Source organism: Brevundimonas sp. ALps5 (genome assembly GCF_058681645.1).
The window spans coordinates 3,013,078-3,032,148 of record NZ_CM178744.1; the positions used below are offsets into that span (position 1 = coordinate 3,013,078).

The following is a 19,071-nucleotide window of genomic DNA, read 5'->3' on the forward strand; positions in this document are numbered from 1 at the left end:
CCACATTGATTTTATGGCCACGCTGGACCTGCGTTCTCGATGAGAACATAACGCGAACATGGCCCAACTCGATCTGCGCAAGAAGCTGGCGGTCCTGGCGGACGCGGCGAAGTACGACGCCTCCTGTTCCTCGTCCGGAACCCAGAAGCGGACCTCCGTCGGCGGCAAGGGCATCGGCTCGACCGAGGGGATGGGCATCTGCCACGCCTATACGCCGGACGGGCGGTGCGTCAGCCTGCTCAAGATCCTGCTGACCAACTTCTGCATCTATGACTGCGCCTACTGCATCAACCGGGTGTCCTCGAACGTCCAGCGGGCGCGCTTCTCGGTGCAGGAGGTCGTGGACCTGACGCTGAACTTCTATCGCCGCAACTATATCGAGGGGCTGTTCCTGTCGTCGGGCATCATCCGCTCGGGCGACTACACGATGGAGGAACTGGTCCGGGTGGCGCGATCGCTGCGCCTCGACCACGACTTCCGCGGCTATATCCACCTGAAGCTGATCCCCGAGGCCGATCCCCGACTGGTGGCGGAGGCCGGCCTCTACGCCGACCGGCTGTCGGCCAATATCGAGGTCCCGCGCGAGGAGGCCCTGAGCCGGCTGGCGCCCCAGAAGGACATCGGGGTCATCAAGAAGGCCATGGGCCAGGTCCGGCTGAAGGTCGAGGCCGCGAAGCCGCAGAAGAAGGACCGGGCGAAGCCGCCGAAATTCGCCCCCGCCGGCCAGAGCACCCAGCTGATCGTCGGCGCCGACGGGGCGCCGGACACGGAAATCCTCGACCGCAGCGCCTCGTTGTACGGTGGCTACGGCCTGCGCCGGGTCTATTATTCGGCCTTCAGCCCGATCCCGGATTCCAGCGCGGCCCTGCCGCTGTCCAAGCCGCCGCTGATGCGCGAGCACCGGCTCTATCAGGCCGACTGGCTGATGCGGTTCTACGGCTTCTCGGCTCCCGAGATCGGAGAGGCGACGACCGGCGGCATGCTGGATCTGGCCGTCGATCCCAAGCTGGCCTGGGCCCTGAACCGGCGCGAGCTCTTTCCCGTCGATGTGAACACCGCCGACCGCGAGGCCTTGCTGCGCGTGCCTGGACTGGGGGTGAAGTCTGTCGACCGGATGATCGATGTGCGCCGCTATCGCACCCTGAGGCTGGAGGACGTGGCGCGGCTGTGCCGAGGCATCGACAAGGTCCGGCCCTTCATCACCGCCCTGGACTGGACGCCCGGCGGCCTGACCGACGCCGTCGACCTGCGGGCCCGGCTGACCCCGACGGTCGAACCGGTGCAGATGAGCCTGTTCTGATGCGCATCGCGGTCCTCGCCTCGGAGACCGACTTCGAGGGCTGGCGTCTGGCCGCCCGCGCCTTCCGGCTGGAGGGCGTGCCGCCGGGAGAGGCGCGGTTCGTGGTGGGAGATGATGCGCAAGGCGGACTGTTCGACGCCGCGCCTGCGGAAGGGGCGCTCTCCTCGGCCGCGCCTCGACCGCTTCGCGTCCCCCAGGCCTTCATGGACATGGCCCAGGACGTGGTCCTGCACCGCACCGCGGACCGCTTCGACCTGCTGTACCGCGTCCTCTGGCGGCTTCAGGCCGAGCCGGACCTGATGCGGGTGCGCTCGGATCGCGACGTCTCCGACGCCATGGATCGGCAGCGCAACGTCAGCCGGGCCAGTCACAAGATGAAGGCCTTCGTCCGCTTCCGTCAGGCCTTCGACGATCAGGGTGAATGCTGGGTCGCCTGGTTCGAGCCCGCGCACCGGGTCCTGGCCCGTACCGCCCCCTTCTTCGCCAACCGCTTCACCACCATGCGCTGGTCGATTCTGACGCCGGACGGCTCGGGCTTCTGGGACGGCAAGGCCATGAGCTTCGGCCCGCCCGCCGAGGCGGCCGACGCGCCGCAGGAGGACGAGATCGAGTCGTTCTGGAAGACCTACTACGCCTCCACCTTCAATCCGGCGCGGCTGAAGACTAAGACCATGCAGGGCGAGATGCCCAAACGCTATTGGAAGAACCTGCCCGAGGCCGCCCTGATCCCGGAACTGGTCGCCGCCTCGGCGGTGCGCACCGATGTCATGGTCGCGACCCCGCACTCCGAGCCCAATCCTCGCCTGGCCAAGGCCATCTTCCGCCATAACCGCGACGGCGCCTTCGAGGAGGGGTTTTCGCCCTCCAACCTCGACGAGCTGCGCCACGGCGTTCAGGCCTGTCGCCGTTGCCCGCTGTGGCGCGATGCGACGCAAGGGGTCTGCGGCGAAGGCCTGCCGCGCGCGAAGCTGATGATCGTGGGCGAACAGCCGGGGGATCACGAAGACCTTGCAGGCCGGCCCTTCGTCGGTCCGGCGGGGCAGTTGCTGAACGACGCCTTGCGCGAAGCGGGCATCGACCGGGACGAGGCCTTCGTCACCAACGCCGTCAAGCATTTCAAGCACGAGCCGCGCGGCAAGCGCCGCCTGCACCGCACGCCGACGACCAGCGAGGTCACGGCCTGCCGCTGGTGGCTGGATCACGAACGGACGCTGGTCCGGCCGAAGGTGGTTCTGGCCCTGGGCTCCACGGCCAGTCTGGGCGTCCTGGGACGCAAGGTCGCGGTGACGAAGGAACGCGGCATGCCCATCCCCCTGACCGACGGCTCCCACGCCATCGTCACCGTCCATCCGGCCTATCTGCTGCGCCTGCCGGACGAGGCGGCGAAACGGCGCGAACACGCCGCCTTCATCGACGACCTGAAACGCGTCCGTCAGCTGCTGTGACGCGTAACTGCCACGGTCGACTGAACAACTTGACCAGAGGGGCGTTCACAGGCCTCGGGACCAGCTTCGCCATGGGCGTTCGGCGCGGGCTCGGTTAAAGGGGAGGGGATGAGCGCAGCGGATTTCCAGATCGATGAGTCGGGCGGCGACAGCGCCGTGCTGCGCCTCCGTGGCGACTGGACGACGAGTGGTCTGGGCCAGGCCGCGCGGCGGCTCGGCGACCAGCTGTCGGGCCGCACCGTTTCGCGTATCGACATCTCGGATCTCGGCAGGTTCGACACCGCCGGCGCCCTGGTCATCGTCCAGGCGACCGACAAGTCCCTGCCCGCCGACGCCTGGTCCGCCCGGCCCGAGGCGGGCCGCATCTTCGCCATGGTCGAGAAGCTGGAGCGCGAAAGCGCGCCGCCGCCGCGCCGCCCTGACGCCTTCACCCGCACCTTCGCCAAGATCGGCCACGGCGTCTACGACGTCGGCGGCGAGTTCATCCTGTCGATGGCCTTCCTCGGCCGTCTGATCACCGCCTCGGGCGCGGCCGTGCGCCATCCCGGCGACATCCGCTGGCCTGCCTGGTTCAGCCAGGGCGAGCGGGCGGGGCTGGACGCCATCCCGATCGTGGCGGTGACCAACTTCTTCATCGGGGCCGTCATCGCCTTCCTCGGCGCCAATCTGCTGAGCCAGTTCGGCGCCGGGGTGTTCACGGTCCAGCTGGTCTCCGTCGCCACCCTGCGCGAGCTGGCCGTCCTGATCACCGCCATCCTTCTGGCCGGTCGGTCGTCCTCGTCCTTCGCCGCCGAGATCGGTTCGATGCGGATGAACCAGGAGGTCGACGCCATGCAGGTCATGGGGGTCAATCCGTTTCAGGCCCTGGTCATTCCGCGACTGGCCTCGATGTTGATCATGCTGCCGCTGCTGACCTTCATCGGCATCATCGCGGGCCTGTTCGGTGGGCTGCTGGTGACGTGGAGCCAGCTCGGCTACGGCCCCGCCTTCTTCCTGCAGCAGATGAGCCAGGACGCCCAGTCGGGCACCCATCTGATGGTCGGGATGGTCAAGGCGCCGGTCTTCGCCATCGTCATCGCCGCCATCGGCTGCCGGCAGGGGATGGCGGTCGCCGGCGACGTCGAGAGCCTCGGGCGGCGCGTCACCGCGGCCGTGGTCCAGGCCATCTTCGCCATCATCCTTCTGGACGCCGTCTTCGCCCTGATCTTCCTGGAGCTGAACCTGTGACCAAGGCGAAGATTCCTGAAGCGGCGGAAGCGCCCGCCAATGACAAAGAGCCCGAGAACCTGATCGAGGTGCGCGGTCTGGTCAGCCAGTTCGGCGATCAGGTGATCCACGACGGCCTGAACCTGGACGTCCAACGCGGCGAGGTTCTGGGCGTGGTCGGGGGCTCCGGCACTGGCAAGACGGTGCTGCTCAACACCATCATCGGCCTGAAGGAGCCCGACGGCGGCACGATCCGCCTGTTCGGCCACGACACCGCCGACCTGACCTCCGAACAGTCGCACGAGATCGAGCGCCGCACCGGGACCCTGTTTCAGCAAGGAGCGCTGTTCTCCTCGCTGAGCGTGCTCGACAATGTCGCCTCGCCCCTGGTGGAGCATACCAAGCTGCCCCGCGACACCATCCGCGAGCTGGCCGAGATGAAGATCGCCATGGTCGGCCTCAAGCCGGAATCCCATCACCAGAAGCCGTCGGAGCTGTCGGGCGGGATGAGGAAGCGCGTGGGTCTGGCCCGCGCCCTGGCCCTGGATCCCGACCTCCTGTTCCTCGATGAGCCGACGGCGGGGCTGGACCCGATCGGGGCGGCCGCCTTCGACGACCTGATCCGCAGCCTGTCGGACGACCTGGGGCTGACGGTCTTCATGATCACCCACGACCTCGATAGCCTTTACGCCATCTGCGACAAGGTCGCGGTGCTGGCCGACAAGGGGATCGTCGAAAAGGCCACGGTTCAGGAACTGGAGCGTTCCGACCATCCGTGGATCAAGGAATACTTCCTGGGGCCGCGCGGACGCGCTGCGACCAAAGCCGCCTGAGGAGAGCGGACGACTATGGAAAGAGACGCACACTACGCCGCCGTCGGCATCGCCACCGTCGCCCTTCTGATGGCGCTGGCGGTGTTCACGATCTGGCTGGCCCGGCTGCAGTTCAACAAGGACTATGACGTCTACGACATCGTCTTCTACGGGCCGGTGCGCGGTCTGTCGGAGGGCGGGGAGGTGCACTTCAACGGCATCCGCGTCGGAGAGGTCACCGATCTGAACCTCGATCCCAAGAAGGGCGATCAGGTCATCGCCCGCGTTCGCCTGAACGGCACCACCCCGGTCCGCGTCTCCTCGCGCGCCCAGCTGGAGCCCCAGGGCATCACCGGCCTGAACTATATCCAGATCACTGCCGGGACCGAGGGCAGCGCCCTGCTCAAGAGCCAGTATCCCGAGAATGTGGTGCCGGTGATCCAGAGCCAGCCGTCGCCGATCTCCGAGCTGTTGTCCGGCTCGGGCACGGTGCTGGCCCAGACGGTGGACGCCCTGAACCGGATCAACCGGGTCATGTCCGACGACAACATCCGCTCCTTCTCCACCAGCCTGAAGAACATCGAGGCCCTGTCGACCGAGCTCGAGGCGCGCAAGGGGATGTTCAAGGAGCTGGAAGACGCGCTCGCCAAGGCCAATGAGGCGGTCGAGGAATACCGTCAGCTCGCGGCCGACGCCCGGGTGGTGGTCAACGGCGACGGGCGTCAGGCCATCGCCAACATCAACAAGGCGACCGAGGACGCCCGAACCGCGATCGCCTCGATCAATCGGTCGGCCAACGCGCTGGAGCGTCCCGTGGGCGATTTCGCGACAACGGGCCTGCCGCGGCTCAACGAGACCATCGAGGAGCTGAACGAGGCTACGGCCTCGCTGCAGAGCCTGATCGATGACGTTCGCGCCAGCCCGCGCGACTTCATCGGCCGTCCCGCATCCAAGGAAATGGAGGTCCAGCCGTGATCGCTTCCTCGACCCGCATCCTCGCTGCGGCCGCCGTGGCGGCGGTGGCCCTGTCCGGATGCTCGCTGCTGTCGACGCCCAAGCCGGTGCAGCTCTACCGCTTCGGCGGCAGTGGGGCCGGGGAGGCGAGCGCGCCGGCCTCGGCGGCGGCGCCGATCCCGGTAGCTTTGCGCCGCATCGACTTCCCCGAGGCCTCCAAGGGCGACCGCATCCTCGGCGTCACGGGCACGGAAGCCGCCTACATCAAGGGCGCGCGCTGGGTCTCGCCCGCCGAGATCCTGTTCAACGACGCCCTGGAAGAGGCCTTCAACGCCCATCCGAAGGTGCGGCTGATCGGGCGACGCGAGCCGGGCGTGGCGACGCGGGTCCTGAGCGTCGATGTGACCCGGTTCGAGGCCCGCTACGACGCCTTGGGCGGGACGCCCACGGTGGTGATCACGGCCCGGGCCCGGTTGACGGTCCTGCCCGAGCGCAATGTGACCAGCGAGGAGGTCTTCACCGTCTCCCAGCCGGCGCGGGAGAACCGGGTCTCGGCCATCGTCGACGCCTTCGACATCGCCTCGCGGGATCTGGACGCCCAGATCGTGGACTGGACCGCGAACAGCGCCCCTGCGGCGGTGGCGGCCCCCGCCCGGTAGTCAGATCGCCTTTCGGGCGGCCTCGATGCGGCCGTCGGCCTCGACGCGGCGCTGGCGGGCGGTCTCGACCTCGCGGGCGGCGGCGTCCAGCATGGCCAGCACCGTCTGGCGCGAGGTGGTCAGCCGGGCCTGATCGGGCGCGACCTTCTTCGCCTTCTTCGGGCCTTTGATGCCCAGGGCCCGGATCCCGAGGTTGTCGGCCCATTCGTGGTGCCACTCGATCATGGCGTCGCAGGCCATCTTGAGCCGCCGGGCGGCCTGGCCGTCGGCATTCTGGCCCACCCGGACCTGGGGCAGGAGGCGGACGCCGGCGTCGCGGGCGTCGGCCAGGCGGTGGCCGCGTTGGTGCACCGGATGCAGGACGGGTGCGGCGCCGGGTTCGGTCGTCTGGACGGGGGCGACCTTCCTCAGGCAGGCGGCGACGAAGTCGTCCATCTCGAGCACGCCATGGCGGATGTCGGTCCAGAGTTGCTCCAGCACACCCGAACGGCGGTTCACGGCCCCGACCCGGACCTGAAGGTCGTCGAGGGATTCAGCCAGGGTGCGGGTCACCTCGGCGAAGCGGTCGCGGAAGGCCTTGAGGCGGCGCTTGCGGCTGTCGAACAGGCCGCCCAGGCCCTTTCGGGGCTCCAGATCGGCAGGGTTGAGGCTCTCAAGACCCGCGCGCAGATGGTGGATGACGGCGAGGGCCTCGGTCAGCTCGCCGCTGCGCATCTCGGCCCGGACCCGGTCGGCGAGGGCGGCGAGACCCTTGCGGGCGTCCTCGCCGAAGCCGTCCGAGACGGCCTCGGGCGAGAGCTGGGCCACGCGCGCCTCATCCGGCGCCGGAAGACCCGGCCAGACCCTGTGCGCGTTCGTTCCCGGCATGCCCATCTCCCTTAACCACTATCGTCCGGGATCGTCGGTTTTGCCAAGCAAGATCGCGTGTGGGTTGCCGGATTTGGTTAAGTCTCAGTCGGTTAGGGGAAGAAGCGCCTACGCGAGGGAAGGCGAGACGGTGTAGGCGGCCTGGGTTTTCGCCGCGACCTCGTCCAGGGTGACGCCGTCGGCCAGTTCGATCAGCTCCAGCCCCGCGCCGTCCGGCTTGACGTCGAAGACGGCCAGGTCGGTGATGATGCGGCTGACCACGCCCGTCCCGGTAAGGGGCAGGGTGCAGGCCTTCAGGACCTTGGACTCGCCGTGTTTGTTGGCGTGATCCATGACCACGACCACGCGCTTGACGCCCGCGACCAGATCCATGGCGCCGCCCATGCCCTTCACCAGCTTGCCGGGGATCATCCAGTTGGCGATGTCGCCGTTCTCGGCGACCTCCATGGCCCCAAGGATCGACAGGTTGATATGGCCGCCGCGGATCATGGCGAAGCTGTCGGCCGAGCTGAAGTAGGCGCTCTCGGGGATTTCGGTGATCGTCTGCTTGCCGGCGTTGATCAGGTCGGGGTCTTCCTCACCGGCCCAGGGGAAGGGGCCCATGCCCAGCATGCCATTCTCGGACTGGAGGGTGACCTCCATGCCTTCGGGAATATAGTTGGCGACCAGGGTCGGGATGCCGATGCCCAGGTTCACATAGAAGCCGTCCTGCAGCTCTTTCGCGGCGCGTTCGGCCAGTTGTTCGCGGGTGCGGGGCATGGGTTTGATCCGGGTGTGTAGGGAATGGGTGTGGGGGATGGGGTGTGGGGTGTTGGGGTCAGTCGAGCTTTGCGCGGAGGGATCGGATCAGGGCGCCCAGACCTCTGCCTAGTTGATCGCATCGGCTGAGCACCGGGTCGATCTGGGCCTGTGGGGAGTGGCCTACTTCAACAGCGATAATCAGGTGGGTCTCCAGTTCCTTGAGCGAGCCCTGTGCGATCATCAGGTGTCTGACGTAGTCTTTCCGTGTGCCTCTCCCGTATCCTTCTGCGATGTTGGCGGGGACAGAGACTGCCGAGCGTCGGATTTGCGAAGTCAATCCAAACAGTTCGTCCTTCGGGAACTCTCGAGTGACGAAGTAGCACGCCTTCACAAGCGCGATCCCGTCTCTCCAGACAGTGAGTTCACGATAGGACGAGAGCGGCGCCGTCATCTTCTCTGCCCCACACCCGACACCCCATGCCCCACTCCCGATCAGGCGTCCGCGCGCTGGCGCACGGTGCGCTGTTCGATGCGCTTTTCGAAGCTGCCCTTGAACAGGCGGTCGACGTAGATGCCGGGGGTGTGGATCTGGTCGGGATCCAGCGAGCCGGTCGGGACGATTTCCTCGACCTCGACCAGGGTCACCTTGCCGGCGGTGGCCATCATCGGGTTGAAGTTGCGGGCAGTCTTGCGGAAGACGAGGTTGCCGCGCTCGTCGGCCTTCCACGCCTTGACGATGGCGAGGTCGGCGACGAGGCCGGTTTCCATGACGTAGTCGCGGCCGTCGAAGTTGCGGACCTCCTTGCCCTCGGCGACGAGGGTGCCGACGCCGGTGGCGGTGAAGAAGGCGGGGATGCCGGCGCCGCCCGCGCGGATGCGCTCGGCGAGCGTCCCCTGCGGGTTGAACTCCAGCTGCAGCTCGCCAGCCAGATACTGGCGCTCGAACTCCTTGTTCTCGCCGACATAGGACGAGATCATCTTGGCGATCTGGCGGGTCTCCAGCAGCTGACCGAGGCCGAAGCCGTCCACGCCCGCATTGTTGGAGATGACGGTCAGGCCCTTGACCCCGCTGTCGCGCAGGGCGGCGATCAGGTTCTCCGGAATGCCGCACAGGCCGAAGCCTCCGGACATGACGGTCATGCCGTCGAAGGCCACACCCTCGAGGGCGGCCTTCGCGTCAGCGACGATCTTCCCCATACGCTTCCCTTTTTCACGCTTTGATGAATATTTCTTGGGCTCGTGAATAGTCCGGCCCGAACCGCTTCGCAAGCCGGATCGTAGCCCGTGGGGGGCGTCGGCGGAATGGCTGTCCGCCTTTCAAGAATACACGGCCAAACCGTGCCAAACCGTGCCAAGTCGACGTTTCGCCTCCGGTCGGGTTTGTCTGTCGAGAAGGCTAACACGACGGCCGGACGCGCCTAACAGAAGGCCCTCGATCCCGCCTCCGTCAGGCCTCGCCTGCCATCCCGGCGCCAGACCGAAAGTTTCGGACGCCACAGTTAACCTTTTTCTTCGCTCGCGACGCGCAGGCGGTGGGCGACGATCCGGGGATCGGTTATGGCTGTTCGGTCAGTAAACGTGCGGGTGGGGCGTGCGGGCGAACATCAACTCCTTGACGGCGGCGCTTCTGGTCGGCGTGGGCATTGGCCTGCTGCTGACGCCCGATGGCCGCGCGTGGATCCGCCATCCGACCCTGCTGTTCGGCTCGACCGCCAACGCCTCGGCGGGGCCTGAACCGGTTTCGGCCGCCGTCCAGCCCGCTGCCAATGTTTCGGCCGGTCCGGCGATCACCCCGCTGAAGGTGCGGATGGCCAGCGGTAAGTTGCGCGTCGGGGTGTTCGGCGATTCCATGGGCGATGGCCTGTGGGCAGGCCTGTACCGCGACCTGAACGGCACGCCGGGCGTGACCGTAACCAAGTTCTCCGAGGTCTCCACCGGCCTGTCGCGCTACGACTACGTCGACATCCAGGCCAAGACCGAGCGCCAGATCGCCGAGACCCCGGTCGATGTCGCCGTCATCCTGTTCGGCACCAATGACGCCCAGGGCATCAGCATGGACGGCCAGATCCACGCCTTCGGCTCCGAGGGCTGGAAGACGGCCTATGGCAAGCGGGTCGACGATCTGGTGGCCCTGCTGCGCAGCCGTGACATCGCCGTCTACTGGGTCGGTCTGCCGAAGATGAAGCGCGAGAGCTTCGACGCCAAGATGACCCTGATCAATGAGGTCGTCGCCGCGCATATGAAGGCGCTGAACGTACCCTATATCTCGACCGTCGCCCTGACCTCGGACGATACCGGCGACTATGACGCCTATCTGACCGCCCACGACAGCGGCCGACGCCAGCTGATGCGGGCCAACGACGGCATCCACATGTCGATGGCCGGCTATCTGCGGATCAGCGAGCCGGTGGTCGAGCGGCTGCGAGCCGACGCCGGTCTGGCCTCGCCGCAGGCGGCGGCTCCTGCTCAAGCCAGCGCGGGCGGCGCCGGGGCGTGATCCGCGGGCTGGTTCTGGCTTCGGTGCTGTCAGCCGCCGCGTTCGTCGCGGTTCCTGGCTTTGCCGTGGCCCAGGAACGGCCGTGGACGCCCCTGCCGTCGCCGCCGAGCCGGTCCTGTCCCGACGGCCTGTGCCAGGCGCGCGAGCTGACCCCTCTGTTCCGTGCCCTCGACGGACGTTGGGGTGGGGTGGTGCGCATCGTCCAGTTCGGCGACAGCCATACGGCCGGGCGGCTGATTACCGGGGCTCTGGAAACCCGGCTGAAGGCCCGTTTTCCGGCGCGTGACATCCGCATCGAACCGATCGGGGTGGTCGGGGTGACCCTGACCGATCTGGCCAACCATCCGCTGCCGGTGCTGGACGCGCCCGTCGACCTGATCGTGCTGGAGTACGGGGTCAATGAGGGCTTCGACGATACGCTGGACCCCGTCGCCTATGAGCGGCTGCTGCGGTCGGAGATCACCCGTCTGCGCGCCGAGGCGCCCCGCGCGGCCCTGCTGATCATGGGGGCGCCCGAGGCCCAGCGCGGGGAGGGCGGGGGAAGCTGTCCCGGCGACGCCGAGGCCCGCTGGCGGTCTCCGGCCATGCTGGCGGTGGTGCGCGACGTCCAGCAGCGCGTCGCGGCCAGTCTGGACGTCGCCTACTGGGACTGGCGCGGCCGGATGGGCGGCGACTGTTCGGCCTTCCGCCTGACCCAGCCCGGCGCGAACGGCGAGGACCCGATGATGCGCGGGGACCATGTGCACTTCACCCAGGCCGGGGCCGACTGGATCGGCGGCCTTCTGTATGAGGACCTCATGACGGCTGGACGGCAGTGGTACAGGCAGTCCAGGCAAGATGGCGGGGGCGCGCGCTAGATGCTGTTCCCGACCCTCGCCTTCGGCGTCTTCTTCCTGTTCGTCTATTTCGCCTCCTGGTCGCTGGACCGGGAGAACGGGCGGCGAAAGCTGTTCCTGCTGCTGGCCAGCTGGTTCTTCTACGCCCAGTGGGACTGGCGTTTCGTCGGGCTGCTGATCGGCTCGGCGGTAATGAACTGGGCCGTGGCGGCGATGATCGCGCGCAAGCCCGTCGACGGTGAGGGGCGCCGGATCGGCGCCGGCTGGCTGGTCGGGCTGGGCGTCGCGGCCAATCTGCTGATCCTCGGCTTCTTCAAATACTACGGCTTCTTCGCCGTGCAGATGGGCGAGTTGCTGACCCGGTTTGGCTGGGAGCGGGACCTGCCTCTGCTGCAGGTGGTCCTGCCGGTGGGCATCAGCTTCTTCACCTTCCAGGGCATCAGCTATGTCGTCGATGTGAACCGGGGCCGGACCCCGGCGGCCAAGTCGCTGCTCGACGTCATGCTGCTGATGAGCTTCTTCCCGCATCTGGTCGCCGGGCCGATCGTGCGGGCCTCGGACCTGCTGCCCCAGTTCGACCGGGTGCCGCGCCTGACCAAGGAGATGGCGATCCACGGCCTGCTGCTGATCGCCTGGGGCCTGTTCAAGAAGACGGTCATCGCGTCGGAGCTGTCGATCCGGCTGGTCGATCCGGTCTTCTTCGATCCCTCGGCCCATTCGGGGCTGGATATCGCGGCCGCCGTCTATGGCTATGCGGTCCAGATCTATTGCGACTTCTCGGCCTATTCGGACATGGCGATCGGGATCGCGGCCCTGCTGGGCTATTCCTTCCCGCGAAACTTCGACCAGCCGTACCGGGCGAACTCGATGCAGTCCTTCTGGCGGCGCTGGCACATCAGCCTGTCGAGCTGGCTGAGGGACTATCTCTATGTGCCGCTGGGCGGGGGCCGGAAGGGCCTGATCATGTCCTGCGTCAACGTCATGATCACCATGCTGCTGGGCGGGCTGTGGCACGGGGCGGCCTGGACCTTCGTGGCCTGGGGCGGTCTGCACGGCGCGGCCCAGGTGGTCGAGCGGCTGGGGCGGTCGGTCTTTGGAGACAGGCGCGTGATCCCCGGCTGGCTGGGGGTTCTGATCACCTTCCACATCGTCTGTCTGGGCTGGATCCTGTTCCGGGCCGAGAGCTTCGGCATGGCCATGGACGTGCTGACGGGGCTGGGCCGCGTCGGGCCGGTGCTGCTGACCACACCCTTCCTGCTGCTGCTGATCGTCGGGGGGCTGGCCATGCACTGGCTGCCGCCGCGGATGATCGAGGGCGTCGCCGAGCGGCTGAAGCCTGCGCCGGCCCTGACCGTCGCGGTGCTGATCGGGGTGGCCATCCTGCTGGTCGAGGCGGTGCGGCCGGACGGCGTCGCCCCCTTCATCTATTTCCAGTTCTGAGGGAGGTTCGAGAGCGATGACCGATCATCCTGAAGACCCGCCCGTCGAGCCGTTTCCGGCCGCTTCGCCGTTTCCGCCGCTGGAGGGGGAGGCGCCGGCCGATCCCCCCAGCGACTGGATCGAGACGGCGAACGCGCACGACCTGCCGACGCGCCACCCGCTGGTGCCCGAGCCCCTGGCGGCGCTCGGCCGGTTCGCCTTCCCGCCCGGGCCGCCGCCGGACGAGGAGGGGGTCGCCGCGCGCGACCGGCGCTGGACCAGCCATGTGATCCTGCTGGTGACGGTCTTCCTGCTGGTCTTCAACGCCGCCTCGATCCAGAACTGGTCGCGGCAGCAGGCGCCGGGCTGGGTGACCTCGACCGTGCAGCAGCTGTCGGACGTCTGGTGCGCCCAGATCGCCCAGCTGGGCGCCGACCAGCCGCGCCAGACCGTCCGCGACGCCTATGAATCCCTCCACGCCCTGCGCTTCCCCGGCCAGACGCCGGCGCGGAAGGGCGAGGACTGATCACTCGCCGGTTGGGCTAGCCGACTGGACAGAGACCGGCGTTTGCTGGACTGTCCGTGGCGAAGAGACGACCGGCCGGGGGGCTGACCATGACCATCGACAGACGTCAGGCGCTCGCGGGGGCCGGTGCTGCTTTCGCCGCCGGCAGCACGCTTCTTGGCGCCATGCCCGCCTGGGCCCAGACCGGACGGGTGCGCAAGGGGGCCTCGACCCTGTCGCCGAACTCGGACGATCTGGTCGCCTTCCGCGACGGCGTCGCGGCGATGAAGCGGCGGACCGACAACCGCTCGTGGGCGCGCCAGACCCGGCTGCACCGCGAGAAGGCCCAGCACGGCAGCGGCCTGTTCCTGCCCTGGCACCGGCTGGAACTGGCGCATCTGGAGCGGATCATCGCGCGGCTGACCGGCCATACGACCTTCGCCCTGCCTTACTGGGACTGGCAGGAGGACCGTTTCCTGCCCAGCTGGGTGACGACGCCGGGTTCGCCGCTGTACGAGCGTCAGCGCGGCCCCAACGCCAACACCATGGACTTCGCCAAGGCGCGCTGGGCGACGTCGCGCAATGTGGCCCGGCTGGCGTCGGACACCTTCGAGGTCTTCGCCGGCCTGCCGCGTTCGGCCGGGGCGGTCGAGGCCTATGGCCACAACCATATCCACGTCCTGGTCGGCGGCCTGATGGGGCGGACCGAGACGGCGGCGGCGGACGCGGTCTTCTGGCTGCACCATTGCAATATCGACCGGGTCTGGGCGACCTGGCACAGTCTGGCCAAGCCGGTGTACCCCACAGACTGGGGCAAGGTTCCGCTGACCGGCTATATCGGGGCGAACGGCGAGGACACGGGGACCTGGACGCCCGGCGCGATCGTCGAGACCCGTTCACTCGGCTACAGCTACGACCGGCTCTATCCCTTCCCGGTGTTCAATGTGGCCAGCAACGGGCCGGAGGGGGCGACGCGGCAGGAGCCGATCGGCCAGACCTCGGTGACCCTGAAGGCCCGCTGCGAGCCCGGCCAGACGAAGATGTCGGTGACGATCCCTGCGGACATCGCGACCCGGCTGCGCGCCGCCGACGATACGCTGCTGATCCAGGGCGTGGGTCAGGCGACCTACAAGCGCGATGAGCGGCTGCTGGACCGGTGTCTGAACATCGACATCCTGGCGGGGGAGCGGAAGCTGGCGCTCGGCTCGTCGCCGACCTTCGTCCATGTGGGGCCGATGGGCGGCATGGATCATTCGATGCCCGGCATGGTCCACGACCATACGACCGGCGACGACTATGGGGTCAGCTTCCAGTTCGGGACCGAGATCCTGAACCTGCTGGCGCGCGATGCGGGGCCGGTGGTGGTCACGGTCGACGCGGAAGACCTGACGCCCACCGTGCAGCGCGCCAATACGGAAGGGCTGTCGCTGGAGGTCGTGCTGACCCTGACCGAGACCCGCTGGGTATGAACCTGTTCCGCCGGATCACGGCCCTGATGGCCATCGGCCTGCTGGCCGGGTGCGCGACCCAGGTCGCCCCGCCGCCTCCACCGCCACCCCCGCCGCCTCCGCCTCCGCCGCCCATGATCGTCATGGCCGCGCCGCCGCCGCAGAGCGACACCTGGGACGGCGGGATCGTGCCCATGTGTTTCGAGGCGCCCCAGGCCGAGGACGACTGGGCGCGCGAGCAGGTCCGGTCGGCCGCTGCGACCTGGGAAGGCGCCGCCGACGTCCACTTCCACATCGCCGACGACTGCGCCACGGGTTCGGACGGCGGTCGGGCCGTGCCGATCCGCATCGTCCACGACCCGGAGATGTTCGCCTCGTCCAGCCACCTGGGCCGCAGCCTGCTGAACGGCGGGGAGATCACGCTCAACGCCGAATATCTGGTCACCAACCGGCTGTGCGGGCCGCGGGGGACGCTGGGCGAGTTCAAATGCTTCTACGCCGACGCCCTGCATGAGCTGGGGCATGCGCTCGGCTTCTCGCACGACCACGTCAGCGCGACCGCGCCCAACTGCCTGGCCCGGACCACGACGCCCGAGGCCGTCAATGCGTCCGAGAGCTATTACGACCCCAACTCGATCATGAACTACTGCAACGCCAAGCGGTGGGAAGGGAAGCTCAGCGAGGCTGACCGCTGCTCGGTGGCCTCGGCCTATGGGCCGTTGACCGGCGACCGGCCGACGCGGGCCCAGTGCTATGCCATGGTCGGCGCCGTGCCGACGACACAGGAGCCATAAGGGACAGGGAAGTGGCCGACGCATTGCAGGGCTGAAACAGAGCCTTTCGCGAGTGTGTCAAAATGACTGTTCGAGCCACGCCTTTCGAAGTCGAGATCGTCCGGCCCTCCATGCTGAGGGTCGCCGACACCGCCGCCTGGTCGGCGATCCAGCGATCGCATCCGGCCTTCCGCAGTCCGCTGCTCAGCCCCCATTTCGCCCGCGCCGTGGGCAAGGTCCGCGACGACGCCCGGGTGGCCATGGTCAGCCGGAGCGGGGAGAGGGTCGCTTTCTTCGGCTTCCACCAGCGTCCGGGCGGCTTCGGCCGGCCCCTCGGCGCCCCGTTCAGCGACTATCACGGCGTGGTCTCGACCGCCGATACGGGGCTGAAGCCCGGCCAGATCATCGCGCTGGCGGGTCTCAAGGCCTTCCGCCACAACGGCCTGATCGACCCGCACGGCCTGTTCCCGGCGACCGAGGACGGTGTCGAGGCCTTCGCCATCGAGCTGACCCAGTCGCCGGACGACTATCTGGAGGCCGTCCGCGCGGCGAGCCCGAAGAAGTTCAAGAACTGGCGCCGTCTGGCCCACCGTCTGGCCGAGGTCGGGCCGCTGACGATCCGCGCTGACACCTCGCAAGAGGCCTTCGACGCCGTCATGGAATGGAAGAGCGCCCAGTTCCTGCGCACCGGGGTCCAGGACGTGCTGCGCCCGCAATGGGCGACCGATCTGATGCAGTCCCTGTTCGAGACGCGCACGGGACCGATGACCGGCCTGCTGCTGTCCCTCTATGCCGGTGACACCCTCGTGGGCGGCCATTTCGGGGTGCGCGAGGGCGGGGTCTACCACCCGTGGATCGCCTCGATGTCGCCGGAGATGGCGGCCTTCTCGCCCGGCCAGACCTTCATCGATCAGGCCATCCGCGCCATGCCGGAGCTGGGGCTGGAGGTCTATGACCTCGGCTGCGGCCATGATCACTATAAACGCCCCTTCGCCCCGGCGATCAGCCTGGTCGGATCGGGCTTCCACTCCGCGCCCGGCGGGACCTTCAAGCGCGCCGAAGAGGCCGCCTGGACCTTGGGCCCGCTCGGCCGGTCCTCGGCGGTCGACAAGGTGCGCCGCCGTCTGGACCATATCGCCACCGCCGACCCGTCGATGCGCGGCCGGGTTCAGGGGCTGATGGAGGCCGTCGTGGCCACGCGCCGCCGGTCGCTGGGCTCCAACACCGGAGCCGGTGAATGAGCATCATCACCGACTGGTCCGCCGAAAAGGCCGCCCAGCTGACGAAGGCCAACCTCGGCTTCGACCACGGCCTGCACGAACGGCCGATGTTCAATGACGAGGGGCTGATCTCCCTGCTGGACCGCTATCCGCGCGACAAGCTGGGCGTCTTCACCATGGGCCACGACCCGGTCGACTGGCAGAGCTGGCGGCGGGGTTCGGCGGGCGATCTGTCGGGCGAGGAACTGCTGCGCGCGGCGCAGGCGGGCCGCATCTGGCTGAACCTGCGCCACGCCAACGACTATCTGCCGGAATACGCCGCGCTGGAGGAGGAGATCTTCGCCGAGAAGCGCGCCCATGCCGGGATCAAGACCTTCAAGCGCGATCTGGGGATGCTGATCTCCTCGGCCAACGCCCAGGTCTTCTACCATCTCGACGTGCCCCTGGTGTCGTTGTGGCAGCTGCGCGGCCAGAAGAAGGTCTGGGTCTATCCGGTCGCCGAACCCTGCGTCGGGGCGGAGCAACTGGAACGCGTCGTCCTGAAGGAAACCGCCGAACAGCTGGAGTTCCGTCTCGACATGGACGCCGAGGCCGAGGTCTTCGACCTGACGCCCGGCAAGATGGTCACCTGGCGCCAGAACGCCCCGCACCGGATCGAGAACGGCCCGATGCTGAACGTCTCGCTGAGCGTGGAATTCATGACCCCTGCGGCCCTGATGCGCGCCAACGTCCTGTACGCCAACGGGGTGATGAGGAAGGCCGGCGCCCGCCCGCGCGTGCAACAGGCGCCGCATCCGACCGCCCTTGCCAAGATCGCCTTCGCTCGCGCCGCCAAGATGTCGGGGATGACCAGGACCTTCGAACGCAGCCTGCCGGAGACGTTCAGGTTGGATGACGGCCGTCGCCTGTCGGCGTGAGACGGTTCCGCGAATAATTCTCTATCCATAAGATAGGATATTTCCGTGGCCGCCTTCAGGCGGTCGCGCCATGCTGGGGCATGGTTGAGCGCTGTCCCCCGAAGCCCAAGGTCTCCATCGCCTCGCGAGGCGGGCGGTGACCGCCCCGCGCATCGCCGTGATCGGGGCGGGCTTCAGCGGCCTGCTGACCACCGTCCATCTGTCCCGAAAACTGCCAGACGCCGAACTCTGGCTGATAGAGAAGGCGCCGCGGTTCGGGGAGGGAGCGGCCTATGGCACCCGTGAAGCGGACCATGTGCTGAACGTCCGCCTTGGCAATATGAGCGCCTTTCCAGACGATCCGGACCACCTGTCGCGCTGGCTGGCGACCCAGCCGCACTGGTCGGCCCAGGGCGCCTTCATTACGCGCGGCGACTATGGCCGCTATCTGCGGTCCATCCTGTCCGAGGCGCTCGGCCAGTCGGGATCGCGGCTGAAGCTGGTGCATGACGAGAGCACGGTGCTGGCGCGAGAAGGCGGCGGCTGGCGCATCGGCTTCGCCTCCGGCGATCAACTGGACGTCGACGTCGTGGTCCTGGCGCTGGGCAATCTGGAGCCCGCCGATCCGCCGGGACTGGACCCGGCGGTGGTCGAGGCAGGCCGCTATGTCGCCGATCCCTGGCGGGGGGCGGCGGCGCTGGACGGCGACGTTCGGCGCGTCCTGCTGGTCGGGTCCAGCCTGACCATGGTCGATGTGGTTCTGTCGCACGCCCGCACGGGAAGGCGCTTCTTCGCCCTGTCGCGGCGAGGCTTCACGCCCCGGGCGCACAAGGCGGCCGATCTGGCCGTGGCCTCCCGGCCCTATTCCGGATCGCCCGGCGTGGTTCTGCGGCGGGCGCGGGAGGCGGCCCTGACCTCGGACTGGCGGGCGGTGACCGACGACCTGAGACGCTCGGCCCGGTCGCTGTGGCGGTCGTGGACCCGGGCCCAGCGCGGGCGGTTCCTGAGGCACCTGCGGCCGATCTGGGAGGTGCATCGGCATCGGCTGGCGCCGGGTGTCGCGGGACGGGTCGAAGCCATGGTCGCGGCGGGGGAACTGTCGATCGACGCGGGCCGTATCGTCCGGATCGAACCGGCGGAGGACAAGGTTCTGGTCACCTGGCGGCCGCGCGGCTGGACCCGCACCACGACGAGGAAGGTGGATGCGGTGATCAACTGCACCGGGCCGCTGGCCGATGTGGCGGGCAGCCGGATTCCGCTGATCCGTGGGCTGGTCGAGGGCGGTCTGGCGCGGGCCGATCCGGACGGACTGGGTCTCGATGTCGATGACGACTGCCGGGTGCGCGACATCGACGGGGCGGCCCAGGATGAGTTCTACGCCGTCGGGCCGATGACGCGCGGCGCCTTCTGGGAGGTGACCTCCGTGCCCGATATCCGGCTTCAGGCCGCCGAGGTGGCCGAGGTGATTTCCTGGACGGTGGGCTGAGCGCCTG

Annotated in this window: 19 protein-coding genes; 15 read left to right on the plus strand and 4 right to left on the minus strand. The window is 68.3% G+C overall.

Annotated elements, in window-relative coordinates; genetic code table 11:
- Window positions 1-58: 58 nt before the first annotated feature.
- From ACW172_RS14315 to ACW172_RS14340, 6 genes are all read left to right on the plus strand, one after another.
- Window positions 59-1,300 carry a putative DNA modification/repair radical SAM protein gene (locus tag ACW172_RS14315; protein ID WP_492032107.1) on the plus strand — a complete coding sequence of 414 codons (1,242 nt, stop codon included), beginning with the start codon at window positions 59-61 and terminating at the stop codon, window positions 1,298-1,300.
- A complete protein-coding gene (locus tag ACW172_RS14320; RefSeq protein WP_492032108.1) occupies window positions 1,300-2,745 on the plus strand; it encodes a UdgX family uracil-DNA binding protein in 1,446 nt (481 codons plus the stop codon). Before ACW172_RS14315 ends, ACW172_RS14320 begins: the two co-directional genes overlap by 1 nt.
- A 108-nt stretch (window positions 2,746-2,853) precedes the next feature.
- A complete protein-coding gene (locus ACW172_RS14325; RefSeq protein WP_492032109.1) occupies window positions 2,854-3,972 on the plus strand; it encodes an ABC transporter permease in 1,119 nt (372 codons plus the stop codon).
- Window positions 3,969-4,784 (plus strand): ABC transporter ATP-binding protein, encoded by an 816-nt coding sequence (locus tag ACW172_RS14330; RefSeq protein WP_492032110.1) that lies wholly within the window; start codon window positions 3,969-3,971, stop codon window positions 4,782-4,784. The genes ACW172_RS14325 and ACW172_RS14330 overlap by 4 nt, the downstream gene beginning before the upstream one ends.
- 15 nt (window positions 4,785-4,799) lie before the next feature.
- Complete coding sequence (locus ACW172_RS14335) at window positions 4,800-5,738, plus strand: MlaD family protein (RefSeq protein WP_492032111.1); 939 nt, start codon at window positions 4,800-4,802, stop codon at window positions 5,736-5,738.
- On the plus strand, window positions 5,735-6,376 hold the full coding sequence (locus ACW172_RS14340) for an ABC-type transport auxiliary lipoprotein family protein (protein ID WP_492032112.1): 642 nt from the start codon (window positions 5,735-5,737) through the stop codon (window positions 6,374-6,376). Before ACW172_RS14335 ends, ACW172_RS14340 begins: the two co-directional genes overlap by 4 nt.
- Here ACW172_RS14340 and ACW172_RS14345 read toward each other — a convergent pair whose 3' ends face one another.
- From ACW172_RS14345 to ACW172_RS14360, 4 genes are all read right to left on the minus strand, one after another.
- Window positions 6,377-7,243: a toxic anion resistance protein gene (locus ACW172_RS14345; protein WP_492032113.1), complete on the minus strand. Its 867-nt coding sequence runs from the start codon at window positions 7,241-7,243 to the stop codon at window positions 6,377-6,379.
- A gap of 108 nt (window positions 7,244-7,351) precedes the next feature.
- Window positions 7,352-8,002, minus strand: coding sequence for a 3-oxoacid CoA-transferase subunit B (locus tag ACW172_RS14350; protein WP_492032114.1), 651 nt, complete (start codon window positions 8,000-8,002; stop codon window positions 7,352-7,354).
- A gap of 58 nt (window positions 8,003-8,060) precedes the next feature.
- Window positions 8,061-8,435, minus strand: coding sequence for a four helix bundle protein (locus ACW172_RS14355; RefSeq protein WP_492032115.1), 375 nt, complete (start codon window positions 8,433-8,435; stop codon window positions 8,061-8,063).
- A 41-nt stretch (window positions 8,436-8,476) separates the two neighbouring features.
- Window positions 8,477-9,181 (minus strand): CoA transferase subunit A, encoded by a 705-nt coding sequence (locus tag ACW172_RS14360; RefSeq protein ID WP_492032116.1) that lies wholly within the window; start codon window positions 9,179-9,181, stop codon window positions 8,477-8,479.
- Between the two features lie 394 nt (window positions 9,182-9,575).
- Between ACW172_RS14360 and ACW172_RS14365 the strand changes: the two genes are divergently transcribed.
- The 9 genes from ACW172_RS14365 (at window position 9,576) to ACW172_RS14405 (ending at window position 19,064) form a co-directional block, all read left to right on the plus strand.
- The gene (locus ACW172_RS14365) at window positions 9,576-10,481 is read left to right on the plus strand and encodes an SGNH/GDSL hydrolase family protein (protein ID WP_492032117.1); all 906 of its coding nucleotides are present in this window, start codon (window positions 9,576-9,578) and stop codon (window positions 10,479-10,481) included.
- Entirely contained in the window at window positions 10,478-11,338 is an 861-nt protein-coding gene (locus tag ACW172_RS14370) for a GDSL-type esterase/lipase family protein (RefSeq protein ID WP_492032118.1), read from the plus strand. Before ACW172_RS14365 ends, ACW172_RS14370 begins: the two co-directional genes overlap by 4 nt.
- Window positions 11,339-12,757 (plus strand): MBOAT family O-acyltransferase, encoded by a 1,419-nt coding sequence (locus tag ACW172_RS14375; protein ID WP_492032119.1) that lies wholly within the window; start codon window positions 11,339-11,341, stop codon window positions 12,755-12,757.
- 16 nt (window positions 12,758-12,773) lie between these two features.
- Window positions 12,774-13,262, plus strand: coding sequence for a hypothetical protein (locus ACW172_RS14380; RefSeq protein ID WP_492032120.1), 489 nt, complete (start codon window positions 12,774-12,776; stop codon window positions 13,260-13,262).
- Window positions 13,263-13,351: 89 nt separating this feature from the next.
- Entirely contained in the window at window positions 13,352-14,710 is a 1,359-nt protein-coding gene (locus ACW172_RS14385; protein WP_492032121.1) for a tyrosinase family protein, read from the plus strand.
- The gene (locus tag ACW172_RS14390) at window positions 14,707-15,483 is read left to right on the plus strand and encodes a zinc metalloprotease (protein WP_492032122.1); all 777 of its coding nucleotides are present in this window, start codon (window positions 14,707-14,709) and stop codon (window positions 15,481-15,483) included. Before ACW172_RS14385 ends, ACW172_RS14390 begins: the two co-directional genes overlap by 4 nt.
- A 62-nt stretch (window positions 15,484-15,545) precedes the next feature.
- On the plus strand, window positions 15,546-16,703 hold the full coding sequence (locus tag ACW172_RS14395; protein ID WP_492032123.1) for a GNAT family N-acetyltransferase: 1,158 nt from the start codon (window positions 15,546-15,548) through the stop codon (window positions 16,701-16,703).
- Complete coding sequence (locus tag ACW172_RS14400; RefSeq protein ID WP_492032124.1) at window positions 16,700-17,599, plus strand: hypothetical protein; 900 nt, start codon at window positions 16,700-16,702, stop codon at window positions 17,597-17,599. The genes ACW172_RS14395 and ACW172_RS14400 overlap by 4 nt, the downstream gene beginning before the upstream one ends.
- 136 nt (window positions 17,600-17,735) lie before the next feature.
- Entirely contained in the window at window positions 17,736-19,064 is a 1,329-nt protein-coding gene (locus ACW172_RS14405) for an FAD/NAD(P)-binding protein (RefSeq protein ID WP_492032125.1), read from the plus strand.
- The last annotated feature ends 7 nt before the right edge of the window (window positions 19,065-19,071 follow it).